Source organism: Pedobacter sp. AC402, from assembly GCF_979252805.1.
Map to the genome: position 1 here is coordinate 183,392 of NZ_CEEDAI010000006.1, position 13,466 is coordinate 196,857.

The 13,466-nt window shown below is 38.3% G+C and carries 11 protein-coding genes; 2 read left to right on the forward strand and 9 right to left on the reverse strand.

The window, feature by feature from the left end:
• Positions 1-125 precede the first annotated feature (125 nt).
• A complete protein-coding gene (locus AC0IWE_RS05155) occupies positions 126-416 on the reverse strand; it encodes a hypothetical protein (protein ID WP_055906590.1) in 291 nt (96 codons plus the stop codon).
• A 348-nt stretch (positions 417-764) separates the two neighbouring features.
• Between AC0IWE_RS05155 and AC0IWE_RS05160 the strand changes: the two genes are divergently transcribed.
• Complete coding sequence (locus AC0IWE_RS05160; RefSeq protein WP_471792205.1) at positions 765-1,058, forward strand: GIY-YIG nuclease family protein; 294 nt, start codon at positions 765-767, stop codon at positions 1,056-1,058.
• Between the two features lie 466 nt (positions 1,059-1,524).
• Here the strand turns inward: AC0IWE_RS05160 and AC0IWE_RS05165 are convergent, their stop codons facing one another.
• The 6 genes from AC0IWE_RS05165 to AC0IWE_RS05190 all read right to left on the reverse strand — a co-directional run bounded on the left by AC0IWE_RS05165 (position 1,525) and on the right by AC0IWE_RS05190 (position 9,529).
• Positions 1,525-3,948: a DUF4982 domain-containing protein gene (locus AC0IWE_RS05165; RefSeq protein ID WP_471792206.1), complete on the reverse strand. Its 2,424-nt coding sequence runs from the start codon at positions 3,946-3,948 to the stop codon at positions 1,525-1,527.
• A 365-nt stretch (positions 3,949-4,313) separates the two neighbouring features.
• Positions 4,314-5,204, reverse strand: a complete 891-nt coding sequence (locus tag AC0IWE_RS05170; protein ID WP_471792207.1) for an SMP-30/gluconolactonase/LRE family protein — start codon at positions 5,202-5,204, stop codon at positions 4,314-4,316.
• Between the two features lie 61 nt (positions 5,205-5,265).
• On the reverse strand, positions 5,266-7,026 hold the full coding sequence (locus AC0IWE_RS05175; RefSeq protein WP_471792208.1) for an ABC transporter ATP-binding protein: 1,761 nt from the start codon (positions 7,024-7,026) through the stop codon (positions 5,266-5,268).
• On the reverse strand, positions 7,010-7,384 hold the full coding sequence (locus AC0IWE_RS05180) for an ATP-binding cassette domain-containing protein (protein WP_471792209.1): 375 nt from the start codon (positions 7,382-7,384) through the stop codon (positions 7,010-7,012). Before AC0IWE_RS05180 ends, AC0IWE_RS05175 begins: the two co-directional genes overlap by 17 nt.
• A gap of 70 nt (positions 7,385-7,454) precedes the next feature.
• Positions 7,455-8,747, reverse strand: coding sequence for an ABC transporter ATP-binding protein (locus AC0IWE_RS05185; RefSeq protein WP_471792210.1), 1,293 nt, complete (start codon positions 8,745-8,747; stop codon positions 7,455-7,457).
• A 179-nt stretch (positions 8,748-8,926) separates the two neighbouring features.
• Positions 8,927-9,529 carry an LURP-one-related/scramblase family protein gene (locus AC0IWE_RS05190; protein WP_055905729.1) on the reverse strand — a complete coding sequence of 201 codons (603 nt, stop codon included), beginning with the start codon at positions 9,527-9,529 and terminating at the stop codon, positions 8,927-8,929.
• A gap of 269 nt (positions 9,530-9,798) precedes the next feature.
• Here AC0IWE_RS05190 and AC0IWE_RS05195 point away from each other — a divergent pair, with 269 nt between their 5' ends.
• A complete protein-coding gene (locus tag AC0IWE_RS05195) occupies positions 9,799-10,644 on the forward strand; it encodes a CvfB family protein (RefSeq protein WP_471792211.1) in 846 nt (281 codons plus the stop codon).
• Positions 10,645-10,978: 334 nt separating this feature from the next.
• Here AC0IWE_RS05195 and AC0IWE_RS05200 read toward each other — a convergent pair whose 3' ends face one another.
• Positions 10,979-11,653 (reverse strand): MCP four helix bundle domain-containing protein, encoded by a 675-nt coding sequence (locus AC0IWE_RS05200; RefSeq protein WP_471792212.1) that lies wholly within the window; start codon positions 11,651-11,653, stop codon positions 10,979-10,981.
• Positions 11,654-11,771: 118 nt separating this feature from the next.
• On the reverse strand, positions 11,772-13,205 hold the full coding sequence (locus AC0IWE_RS05205) for an ATP-dependent DNA helicase (protein WP_471792213.1): 1,434 nt from the start codon (positions 13,203-13,205) through the stop codon (positions 11,772-11,774).
• Positions 13,206-13,466: the final 261 nt, after the last annotated feature.

Below are 13,466 nucleotides of genomic sequence, written 5' to 3' on the forward strand. Positions count from 1 at the left end.
TAGGATTAAAACCCAAAAACCAAAATTACTGGCAAACAAAATTGAAGTTTATGCACAAAATATTTACAACTGTAAAGATTGTTTGCCATTTTACCGCATGAGTACGGTTAAAAAGTTATTTGATATTAGATAGATTTTCTCTGGGTGATTGAAGAATACCAATTGATGGGATGCGATCTTAAATTCATACCGTCACTTTCAATATGATACAAAATGATCGGCATACTGAAATCTACAAAACGTTCTACCTGCCTTGAAAGTTTACCAAGAAAATCGATACTCGAAATGCCTTCTTTTAAATGAACGTAAATTACATTGCCTGTTTTAAACTCAAAGCGCTCTACAACTCCAGGCCACTCTGCTTTAATTTTGCTGAGAAAAGCTTTGATTTTGGTTTCTTCTTTTAGATTTTCCATAAGCTTATCAGGATTTTTAATGTACGCTAATTTAACCAATTATTATGAATAAGATTAATTGTAACAGTAGATATACAATTATTTAACATAACTTATTATATCACTGCCGTCATTCCTGCGCAGGCGGGAATCTTAATGCACATTACAAACTAAACAACTTTGCCAAAGCATTACGATTCCCAATCAAATATGGAATGACGATAATAGCCCTAATACGTCATTCCCGCGCAGGCGGGAATCTTAATGCACTTTACTACCAAATAACTTTTCTTAAGCATTACGATTCCCAATCAAGTTGGGAATGACGATACGGATTAGGAATTTTACTTAAAAATTGTATTTTTAGTTATGGAACGAGGTGGTTGCGTATACATCATGACCAATGTCTTTAACACGGTTTATTATATCGGAGTTACCTCCGACTTATATTCCAGAGTCATTGAGCACAAACACAAGAGATATCCAAACTCTTTTACAACCAAATACAATTGTATCAAATTGGTTTACTTTACATTTTATGATCAAATTGATGAGGCTATTGCCCAAGAGAAAAGGTTAAAAAAATGGAATAAGGATTGGAAAGTAAAATTGATTAGTGATAATAATCCCGATTGGAAGGATTTGTTTAGTGAGGATCTATAATTGTGATACCCAGTACTAATAACTAATTAGCATATTCAGTTGAGTTGCAAAACGCTATAGCACAATACGTCCTTCCCGCGCATGCGGGAATCTTAATGCATATTACTAACCAAACTAATCCACTTAAGCATTACGATTCCCAATCAAGTTGGGAATGACGATATAGCCCAACACGTCATTCCCGCGCAGGCGGGAATCTTAATGCACATTACAAATTAAACAACTCTGCCAAAGCATTACGATTCCCAATCAAGTTGGGAATGACGCTGGAGCCCAATACGTCATTCCCCCGCAGGCGGGAATCTTAATGCATATTACTAACCAAACTAATCCACTTAAGCATTACGATTCCCAATCAAGTTGGGAATGACGATTTGTTTTATGGGAACCGTCATTTCGAGCGAAGCACAGCGCAGCCGAGAAATCTTTCCAATCAAAAAGAAAAACCCAATCAGATAACCCATCACTACTTCACAGCAACAATTTCTACACCACCATCCTGCAATCCCTTACCTTTAACTTTCAACTGTATTGCACCAGCTTTTTTATCCGATTGTAATAAAACAACCAATTTGCCGCTGAACAACTTCATGGTTGGTTTTACAAAAGACTCCAAAGAAGTGGCATCGCCATTACAAACTGCTTTAAATTTGCCTGCTCCTTTTACTTCGAAATTTAAAGCATTGGTTGCGGTAGGACAAGGATTTCCGTCTTTATCTACCACAGATACAGTTACAAAAGAAAGGTCTTTTCCATCTGCACTAATCTGTTTTCGATCAGCTGTAAGTACTATTTTAGCTGGTTTGCCTGCTGTATTAATTTTTTCTTCGGCTACAGGCTTCCCATTACTATCTAACGCCACCACTTTTAATGTACCAGGCTCGTATTTAACATCCATCCACATTAACCGGTAACGATTTTGTGGTGTTGATTTATCCTTTTTACGTATACCTAAACTTTTACCATTTAAAAAAAGTTCGGCACTATCGTAACTGGTGTATACAAATACAGGGGTGGTTTGCCCTTCTCTGCCCTCCCAGTTCCAATGTGGAAGTAAATGCAAGGTAGGTGCTGTTTTGTTCCAACGGCTCCGGTACAAATAATAACGGTCTTTAGGTAAGCCAGCAAGATCAGAAATTCCGAAATAAGAACTTCTTGATGGCCAGCTGCTATCGTAAGGAGTTGGTTCGCCAAGGTAATCGAAACCTGTCCATACGAACTCCCCTATTACCCAGGGCTTATCATCCTGCATTACAAAATCATCGTCGGGCACGTTAGACCAGCTGCAATATTCGAGATCATAAGATGAGGACTGAAAATCAGGATACTGTTTATCAAATCCCTTAACTACCGGAAATTTATAAATCCCTCTCGAACTTACGGTTGATGCGGTTTCTGATCCAAGGATAAATCCCTGAGGAAATACCTTATTTGCTTCTTCGTAAAGGGGTACCCGATAATTTAAACCAGGTATATCCATTACAGCTCCAAAACCCGATTGCATGGTTGCTTTCACCTGGTCCATCCCTACGGTAACCGGGCGGGTAGGATCTTCGCGGTGGAAAATTCCCTGAAGCCATTTGGCCCGCTTAACCCCTTCTGCTCCAAACTGATCGGGAACTTCATTTCCTGAACTCCACATTACAATACATGGATGATTTTTATTGGCCTGCACCAGGTTTACAACATCTTTTTCGGCATCGGTGTTAAAATACAAATGATAACCGTTTTCTACTTTAGCTTTTGCCCATTCATCAAAACTTTCTGCTAAAAACATAAAGCCCATTTCATCGCAAAGCTCCAGTTGCTCGGGCGAAGGCATATTGTGCGAACTTCTGATGGCATCGCAACCCATTTCTTTTAAAATGGTTAACTGTCTTCTTAATGCAGCGGTGTTAATGGCAGCACCAAGCGGGCCTAAATCGTGGTGCAAACAAACGCCTTTAAATTTTCTCACTTTACCGTTAAGGCTGAAACCTATACCAGCAGTGAAATTTATGCTTCTGATGCCAAACCTCGTTTTCACTACATCTTTTAATGTATTTCCTTCATAAACACTCGATACTGAGGTATACAAATATGGTCTCTCCGGACTCCAGAGTTTAGGATTGCTGATTTCTATATTTTGATCGGTTTCATTTCCGAAGATGGATTTTGCTGTATCAAGCGCTACCTGTTTTCCTAAACTATCCAAAATCTGCGTTACCAAACGAATGCCTTTTCCGGTCAGTTTGGTTTTAATATTCACTTTGGCAAATTCTTTCTTAACTATCGGGGTGGTAACGGTGATGCCCCATTGTTCGATACCTTTATCTTCTTTAATGATTACATGAACATTGCGGTATAAACCTGCCCCAGGGTACCAGCGCGACGATTTTGGCATATTCCTCAGGTGAATGGCCAAAATATTGTCATTCGCTTTTAAATCATTGGTGATATTAATATAAAAATAGTTGTAACCGTAATTCCATTGCCCAACCTGTTTGCCATTCAGGTATACGCGTGGCTCACTCATTGCTCCATCGATTTGAAGCAGCACTTGTTGATTTGGCTTAATTGCCGGCAGATTCAGTTTTTTTCTGTACCAACCTTCACCTATATAAGGTAAAGCACCGGTACGACCTGTTTTTTCACTGGCTTTATTTTCTCCGTTCTGAGTAATTGCAACCACCTGTTTATCTATTTCCTTATCAAATGGTCCGCTAATGGCCCAATCATGCGGAACAGCAACTGTTTCCCAGCCTGTATCATTAAAAGTAGATTCGGCAGCATTTGGAAAATTTCCTTTGGAAAATTTCCAGCCTTCATCTAACAGGATTTCTGTTCTTTGTGCAAAGGCATTTAAATGGAAAAGTACAGCAATAACAAGCGAGAAAAAGATTTTTTTCATTTAGAATATTTTGGATGATTGATTCGACAGGCAAGATAACTTCTTTTTAAACCATTACCACATCCAAAGTTAATTACATGCTTTTCTGCACTAAAATTTTTGCTTTTATTGCTTAAACTTTAGTCAAAAATGTGAAGTTTATTGCCAGCAGTATTTGTTTGTTTTGATTTTCAGAACAGCGCGTTAAAAGTAAAAAAGCCCTTCAATCCTGAGAGGGCTTTTTCATAGTCGTCTATCCCTATAAGTAGGAAGCTCAAAACTAAATAATGACTTTAATATTTTTTGGGTATGAATAAACTGAACAGAAAAAATTTTCTGTTTAATTCATCCTTAATTATCAGGTATTTAACGTTGTTCAAGGGCTGTTACTCTACTCCTTTTGCGTTCGTTGGCATTACATAAAGCGATTTCGAGGCCGTAATAAAAAGTATATTTTTCTTTATTCCACCAAAACAAATGTTTCCACACCACTCCTCAGGCACATCAATGTGTCCGATTTTTTCTCCGCTTGGTTTGTAAATGTTTACGCCTTTTCCTGTTACATAAATGTTTCCATTGCTATCTAAAGTCATCCCATCCGAATTTTGGTTAAGAATAAGCTGCCTGTCTGTTAGTTTAGCATCCGCATTAATGGTATAACGGTATGTTTTATTGGCGCTCATATCAGCAACGTATAAAAATTTACCATCTGGCGTACCTACAATTCCATTAGGTTTAATTACATCATCTGCAACTACAACCGCTTCTTTTTTGCCCTTTGGCAGATAATACACTTTCTGTGCTTGTATTTCGGGCGATTTACGCGTCCAGTAATCACGCTGATAATAAGGATCGGTAAAATAAATCCCTCCCTTGGCATCTAACCAGATATCGTTTGGTCCGTTTACTTTTTTACCTTCATAATCGCTGAAGAGTACTTTAATTTTTTTGTTCTTATCGATAGACCAGATCTGGTTATTTTCATCAGCACAAACAATCAGGTTGCCATTTTTATCAAAGTAGGTACCATTAGCCCTGCCCGATTTATCCATATATAGGCTCAGTTTGTTATCTGTACCATATTTCCAGATTTTATCGTTTGGCTGATCGGTAAAAAAAACATTCCCCTGTTTATCAACCGATGCACCTTCAGTAAATTTAAATTGTGATGAAATCAACTTTAAGCTATCTTGAACAAAAATGTTTTGATCGTTGCTTTGTGCAAAAGATGCTATACTTAAGGCAGAAAATGCCAGCGAAAATAAATACTTTTTCATTTATGTTATTATTATTTGATTAGACCTCAGGTTTTCGAAACCTGCGAGATCTTTAAAGATATTAACTTACCCGCTTCCCTTTAAGTAACATATTTAATGCATCATTCAGCGTACCTGCCTTCTGCACTTCTCCTTCATTTACAAAATAAATTTCATCGGCATTTTCAATGGTATTTAAACGGTGTGCAATAATTACGAGGGTGGTTTCTTTCGGGAGTTTGTTTAAAATACTACCTAAAAGTTGTTCGGTTATGGTATCGATATTGGCTGTAGCCTCATCGAGGATTAATAATTCAGGATTTCGTAAAACTGCACGCATAAAGGCAAGCAACTGCTTCTGTCCTAAACTTATACTGTCTGAGCCAGAGGTGATCTGCGTATTTAATCCTTCATCAAATATCGCCAGGAGTGCATTCAGATTGGCTTCTTCAATTATTTTTTCCAGTTCTGCATCACTAACATCTTTGTACTGGCTGTTGCCATACAAAATATTTTCTTTTACAGTGCCCGTAAATAAAAATGGCTCCTGTAAAATAAAACCGATTTTCTGAGTTCGCTCCTGCGCTGAAAAAGAACGGATATCTTTCCCATTTAACAAAACAGTACCTTTTGTGGCATCGTACAAACGGGAAATTAAGGATGCTGTGGTTGTTTTGCCACCCCCGGTTGGCCCAATTAAAGCATAAGTTTTTCCTTTTTCGAACCTCAGGTTAATGTTATGGAGAATTTCTTTACTGTCATCATATGAGAAATGCACATTTTTAAATTCCAGCAAAGCATCAGAAGTTGTGGTTCCTTCACCTTGGATTTGTTTTAAGTCACTCTCTAAAGATAAAATTTGCGAAATCCTGTCCCAACTTGCCATAGCCACCTGAAAACTGGTCCAAAGGGCTGCCAATTGCCTTAGTGGATTATAAAAATTGGTGGTATAAGCAATATAACTCACCAATAAACCCAGGGTAAAATTACCGGTAGATATGAGATAAATACCAAATAATAGGGTAATTAACTGTGCAACGCTCGACAGCAGGCCATAAATAGGCACAAAAATATTATTGGCCAAACCTGCACCAATGGCTGTTTTATAGTTTTCGGCATTGGCTTCGTCAAAACGTTTCCTGAAATAATCTCTACGGTTAAAAGCAATAATTACTTTAAAATTATTCAGACTTTCTTGTATTTCGGCACTCATGCCGCCAACGCTTTTTAGGTTTTTGGCATTCTTTCCTTTTACCCATGGCGATAAAAGCACAGTGAAAAGCACAATAACCACTGCGGGCGATAATGTTGCCGCACCTAGTTCCAAATTAATCGAAAGCAAAAAGATACCGGCACCAATCATGGTTACAATACTGCCTATAAACTGCATTAACGATTGTGAGAAAAACTGATTGAGCTTATCGGTATCGTTATTTACCCTCGATATTAAATCTCCGGCTTTATTCTGATTGAAAAACGAAACCGGCAATTCTTGCAGTTTATTAAAAATGGCATTGCGCAAAGTATATAACATGCGCTGGCCAACCCCACCCATCAACCTGGTTTGGGTATACCCGGTAACCATGGCAATCATGTACATCACTAATAAAATGCCGCCAAAAATAAGCACACCATGAAATTGTTTGGTACGGATATAGGTATCAACCGTGTGCCCAACCAATAATGGCCCCAAAAGCAATAAACCTGAATTTACTAAAATGGCAATGAGCGCCAGCCAAAGATTTCTTCTTTCGGCAGAGATGAGTTTAAGCAAACTCTTAAGCGCCTTATAAGTAGATTGCTTTTCCTGCCCGGTGCTAAGCTGGTTAAGATTGTAGTTCATAATTGCTGGTGCTCTGTTGTGAATTGTAAATCTGAACATATTCAGGACTGCTTTTCAGTAATTCCTGATGAGTTCCTTCTGCAATGATTTCGCCCTGCATCAGCAAAATCACCTTGTCATAATGTTCAACAGAAGCTATTTTTTGGGTGATGGATAGTAAAGTTAAACCTGGATAATTTTGCTGGATGTTCTCCAAAATCCTTTTCTCGGTGTTGTTATCAACACGGGCGGTAAAATCATCAAGTAATAATATTTTTGGATTTACCGCCAATGCCCGGGCAAGCATAATGCGTTGTTTTTGTCCGCCTGAAAGACTGTTGCCCCGTTCAGAAACAATGGTATTCAACTGATCGGGCAAGGCATCAACAAAATCTTTAAGTTCGGCAGTGGCAATTGCTTTGGCCAGAGATTCATCGGTAACGGTATCGCTAAAAGCAATGTTTTCCCTGATGCCTCATGTTAAACATAATGCTATCCTGAAATACAAAACCTACCTGCTGGTGGAAATTCTCCTGATTGTAATGTTTAATCTCTTCCCCATCATATAATACCGCACCAGAATCTGCATCAATCAAACCCGTTAAAATATACAGCAATTGTGTTTTCCCTGCAGCAGTTGGACCAATTATAGCTGTTTTTGAACCTGCCTTTGCAGAAAATGAAACAGCCTTCAGAACTGGTTTCTGCCCAAAGCTTAAACTGATGTCTTTCGCCTCCACATCGCCATTTAGCTGGGTAGTAAGTGTACCGGGATGATTGATTTCTGCAGCATTAAGCACACTTTCTATCCTTTGGTAAGAGGCCGTAGCCTGCGCAATTACATTGCTCATAAACCCAATTACCAAAATGGGGAATATGATAAGGGTTAAGTAACTGCTAAAGGCTGTAAACTCTCCTAACGACATTGAATTTGTAATTACAAAATGGCCACCCAGTACCAGAATACATAAGCCCGATAAATTGGCTGTAAAAACAATTATCGGAATAAGTGCCGCAAACATGCGAAGGATCGAAATTCCTAAATCTCTTGCTTTGGCATTCGCATCTAAAAACTTATTGTATTCTAAAGCCTGTGAGTTAATTACGCGAATTAATGCCGAACCTAAAATACTTTCGCTAATTACTTTGTTAAGCCAATCGATAACTTCCCTGCTCTTTTTAAAAAGTACTTTTACCTTGCTTAACACATAGAAAAATGCACCGCCAATAATGGGTACAATTGCAATTACACAAAGTGCCAGTTTCCAGTTAATCATCAGCAGCAGGATACTGGCCCCAACAATAAGAAAAATAGATGAACAGATGGAAACAATTGCCTGCGAAACAAACATTTTTATCGAATCGGCATCTGCGGTAAGGTTGGTGAGCAGTTTAGACGGATTTGCCTGAATGATGTAGGCATGGCTTTGTCGCGAAATCTGATCAGATAACCTGGTTCTTAAATCTCTGGCCACACGTTCAGAAGCATAGGTTTGTACAATACTCTGTAAATAGGTAAAGATAAAAACCAATACAATGGCAAGTGAAAACTGGAAAAGTATAGTTTGAAGGTTGAATGTTTTGTTGGTATAAGAATCGATACCGCTTGCAATAATTTTAGGTAAAAGTAAATTGATACCGTTACTTAGTAATGCAAAGAGGATCAGCATAAAAATTAAGCCCCTGTAATTTCCAAGCAAACTGAAAATACTTGGCTTTTTGGCTCCTTTGGTTTTTTCCATATCAATGAAGATACCTTAAATTGTAGATTCCAAATTTAGCCGAAAGAAATGATTAAATTAGAAAATAATGAATTAGAGAATGATTGAATTTTGAGTGAGTGAATGTTTTAGGGGGATTTTAATTAAATCAATCATCCTTAGATTCAATCATCCACTCATTCAATATTCAATCATTTATACTATTTGCTTTCTTTCAAAACCATATCAATGGTTATCGCTGTAGCCACAATCGCAACCTTTTGATTACTTTCGGCATAACTGGGATCGATAGAAACATTGTATTTATCGGCCGTAGTGAAAACTTCTTTCAAAGCGCCAGCCCATTTTTTGTTTATTTTGCCCATCTCGGCACCTACATTATTGGTGATGCTAAAATTCCAGGCCTTCCAATCGCCAGATATTTTGGCAATCTCCTCACCCGATGTTGGACTCGAAATGGTAAAAGTGGGTTTAAAGAACTTAAATTTTTGTTTGATAATACCCACTTCAACACCAAGCGGATCGGTAACAATAATTTTCGACATCCAGAACGTCCAGCCTCTGGTAATGGTGGCCTGCAACTGGTCGTTGGTATCGGTAATTTCTAATTTAAAAGGCATCATACGCTTATCAATCAATAAGGTTAAAGCCTTTTGCCAGCCAGAAATACGCTGCTTAATAATCCCGATCTGAGCACCCTGATCGTTATACACTTTGTACTCGTTTGCAAACTTTAAAAAGTTTACTTTCTCATCAATAAAATACTCGTCGCTTAAAAAAAATGGAGGAATCTGCTTGTTCATATTGTAGATTAATATTAGATAAGCCGCTAAAATATATAATTTTTTTTACTGTAAGTTCTAATAAGGTGTATTCGCAGCACAAGCGCTCATTTTAAACGGGATGGCAGCGATATCCCCGATTTTTCATCGAGGATTTAGCGAACAGCCCGGCTACATTTTCCGATGAAAGACTACTGTACCCTTCCAAACGATTTAAAATTAATTTTGCAACCAAACATTGCTACCTTTGCAACAAAAGCCATTGAAGAAAATGGTTAAACCCAAAACACATGATTGAAATAGGAAAATACAACGAGTTAAGGATTTTAAGCAAAACAGAAGCCGGATTAAACTTAACCGATGGCGATAAACTGGTCATCCTGCCTTACCAATACGTTCCGAATGGCGTAGAAATTGGCGATAACATAACCGTTTTTGTTTTTGTACAAAAAGATGGCCGCTTAACAGGAACAACACAAAAGGCTTATGCCGAAGTAGGCGATTTTGCCTTTTTGAAAGTAGTATCTGATGGTGATGAAGGCGTGTTTATGGATCTTGGTATCGATAAAGATGTTTATGTACCAGATCGTGAACAAAAAAGGCCGATGCAAAAAGGCTATAAATATGTAGTTTACCTATACTTAGATGAAAGTAACGACCGCTTGTTGGCTTCTTCTAAACTTTACGATTTTGTTGAAGAAGATGGTTTCGATTTTGAAGAAGGTGATGAGGTTAGCTTGTTAATTACCGAAGAAACCGATCTTGGTTTCAATGCAATCATCAACAATACTTATATCGGTTTGCTTTATAATAACGAGGTTTTTGATAATATCCAACCGGGCGAAATGCGTAAAGGATGGATTAAGAAAATCCGTGTGGAAGGTAAAATTGATTTAACATTACAACCAAGTGGGTACGGCCATATTCTCGATTCGAAAGAAATGATGTTGAGAGAACTGAAACAAAGTGGTGGCGTAATTGAATTGGGCGATAAAAGTTCTCCTGAAGATATTTATCACCGCTTCCAGATCAGCAAAAGTGCATTTAAAAAAACCATTGGTTCGTTATATAAAGAGCGCCTGATTATACTTTCTGACGATTCGATCAGATTGATTACAGACGAGGAAGCAGAATAAGTTAGCCACAGATCAAAAGGATAAACACAGATGTTATAAATAATTTAGCCACGGAAACACAGATGAACACGGAATAGTTTTGCGTGATTTCCGCGCCTCCGTGGCCAATATATAAATCGTCCTTTCGACTGAAGCAAAGCGGAATGGAGAAATCTTATTTTATCGGTTGATGTCACACCGACCGAAAGGGGCATACTCACCTCCAAATTGAATAAATATAATATAGTAGATAGATAATGTTGGTCGGTGTGATACCAACCAATAAGCAAAATAATTTAGCCACGGAAATACAGATTAACACAGAATAGTTTTCCGTGTCTCCGTGGCAAAAAACCTAATTCAAATTAAACTTATCGCTCTGAATTTTCACCGCATTAGAAGCTGAAACAATCGCCACAATCATAATCCCGATTACGATAGCTAATATAACCTGCAAAGTAGAGTAAACTTTTGTGCCCGAAACAAAAATTTCTGAATCTTTGATCAATTCTTTACCAACGTTAGATTGTATTTTAATAAGCGCAGAGAGTTTGGCCAGCGTTTGGTTAGCCGCATTTTTGCCCATCGATTCATAAATACCCTTACCTTCTATGCCAACTGCATTCAGTATGCCCGACTCTACTTTTTGCTGAAAAACCAAAGCCTTTTTAAGCTCATTTAAAAAGCTTTTCTCCTGCTTCACTAATAAAGTAAGCTCGTATTTTTTAATCACCGAATCTATTTTCCGGTTGTGTTTATTCATTTTTGCAATCCCGGTTGAAAGTTGAACAGCTGTATCGCCCAACAATATTCCTTGAAGAATCTCATTCTTAAAATACAGATTTTCGGCAATAAAATATAAATCAGTTGCCGGCACAAGTCTGTCGTTGTACATCGAAATAAAAGACTCATTAATTTTTTCTACACTCTTATCTTCCAAAAAGCGGATTAACAAGGTGCAACACATGATGCAAAACAGCAGGAAAGCGATTTTCAGTTTGTTTTTAAGACTAAAGGCAAATTTCATCATATAGTTGGTTAGTATTAAAATTCTTCGTACTTGTATGCCACTTAACCGTCGCCCCGAATTCATATCATGGAGTTTTTGCAGGATAAATGCTGAAATAAATTCAGCATGACGATAGCGATTAAAAGTAATCTTCCTGTGCCGTTTTTGCGAATAACTGTGGAGCAAAGTTGACTAAATATAACTCTTTTTTAGCACGGGTTACCGCCGTATACAACCACCGAAGAAAATCAAGATCAATCATTTCTTCAGTAAGATACCCCTGATCGGCAAAAACAGCATCCCATTGCCCACCCTGAGCCTTATGGCAGGTAACCGCATAGGCAAACTTAATTTGCAGGGCATTATAAAAAGGATCTGCTTTAATGGCCAGCATCCGCTGCCGCTTGTTGGCAATATGCTCATAATCCTCATTAAGCCCATCAAAAAGCTTTTTATTTTGTTCATACGGGAGGTTGGCACTCTCTAAATTAAGCGTATCTAACATTACTTTACAGCTGATCTGCCCCGCAGCAGGGAAATCCATAAATTCCAACGTAGCATCGGCAAAGCGGAAACCGTAACGCTCCTCCTCCCCCCTCACACGGGTTACTTTTGCCATATCGCCATTGGCAATAAAAGCAGTATCTTCATTATCAGGCAGCCAGAAATAATTGTTCCGTACCACCATAATCTGATCGCCGCCTGTTAACTCTTCCTCACGGTACAGCAACCTAGCCCTAATTTGTTGGTTGTATACATTGGCCGATTTATTGGAACGGCAAACCACCAGGGTATTTTCCATACCAAATTTGCGGTACGCATATTCCAATCCTTCAACCAAACGAGCACCAGGCATGTTATAAATATCCGTATAACTTTTGGTGAGGAATTTAGGCAATGGATTTTCCGGGTTTTTCGCAATCTGGTTACGAAGCATCGTCGCATTAGCCAAAATACCCGATTTTTTCCCTTGTCGCACCACTTCCTTTAACTCTACAGATGATACCGTTAATGCAAATTTATCTTTCAGGTATTGCTCGTTCAGTGCCGGACTATCTAAACTGCCCACCGGGGGCAATTGTGCGGTATCACCTACAAAAAGCAAAAAGCAATTTTTGGTGTTATACACAAACTCGAGCAAATCTCTCAGTATCGAAGAACCCGTTTCATTAAACTCATCGGCAATCATAGATGCCTCATCAATAATAAACAGCGTATTTTCTGCAAGATTTGGTGCCAGCTGAAACTGCATTTCTGGCGATGCTGCCGAACGTTTACGGTAAATCCTTTTGTGTATGGTGAGCGCCTTCCGGTACGAATACTGGCTCATTACTTTAGCCGCCCTACCTGTTGGTGCCAAAAGTTCGCTACGCAGGTTAAATTGTTTCAAAACCTTAACCAAAGCCGCTACAGAAGTAGTTTTACCAGTACCAGCGTAACCTTTTAGTACAAAACAGCGGTATTCATCATCCTGTTGCAAAAACACCGACATCCGCTCACAAAAAAGCAACTGCTCCTTGGTGGGTGTGTGTTCGTATGCTGAAGCGATAAGCTGACTTTTATCGATTATCATCTTTTATGGTTAATTTTTTTAAACAGTTAATCAGTTAATTGTAGATTACACATGAAATAATAAACTGAGTTTTGAGCACAGCCCTCAATTAATTAAACCGTATTGAAGCGGTATCTCCCGATCTAGATTAACATTCGTTTTTTTGTAAATGTTTGATCGGGTATTTAGCGGAAAGACGGACAACTGTATCCGATTAGCAGTACAGTACCTTTTCCAACAAATGCAATCGCTATGATTTATGCTTTCAGCCCTTTGCTCCTT

Coding starts and splice junctions, on each gene's coding strand:
- AC0IWE_RS05160 (WP_471792205.1), top strand. CDS start 765: ATGGAACGAGGTGGTTGCGTATACATCATGACCAATGTCTTTAACACG.
- AC0IWE_RS05200 (WP_471792212.1), bottom strand. CDS start 11,653: ATGATGAAATTTGCCTTTAGTCTTAAAAACAAACTGAAAATCGCTTTC.
- AC0IWE_RS05205 (WP_471792213.1), bottom strand. CDS start 13,205: ATGATAATCGATAAAAGTCAGCTTATCGCTTCAGCATACGAACACACA.
- AC0IWE_RS05175 (WP_471792208.1), bottom strand. CDS start 7,026: ATGAACTACAATCTTAACCAGCTTAGCACCGGGCAGGAAAAGCAATCT.
- AC0IWE_RS05185 (WP_471792210.1), bottom strand. CDS start 8,747: ATGGAAAAAACCAAAGGAGCCAAAAAGCCAAGTATTTTCAGTTTGCTT.
- AC0IWE_RS05155 (WP_055906590.1), bottom strand. CDS start 416: ATGGAAAATCTAAAAGAAGAAACCAAAATCAAAGCTTTTCTCAGCAAA.
- AC0IWE_RS05165 (WP_471792206.1), bottom strand. CDS start 3,948: ATGAAAAAAATCTTTTTCTCGCTTGTTATTGCTGTACTTTTCCATTTA.
- AC0IWE_RS05195 (WP_471792211.1), top strand. CDS start 9,799: ATGATTGAAATAGGAAAATACAACGAGTTAAGGATTTTAAGCAAAACA.
- AC0IWE_RS05190 (WP_055905729.1), bottom strand. CDS start 9,529: ATGAACAAGCAGATTCCTCCATTTTTTTTAAGCGACGAGTATTTTATT.
- AC0IWE_RS05170 (WP_471792207.1), bottom strand. CDS start 5,204: ATGAAAAAGTATTTATTTTCGCTGGCATTTTCTGCCTTAAGTATAGCA.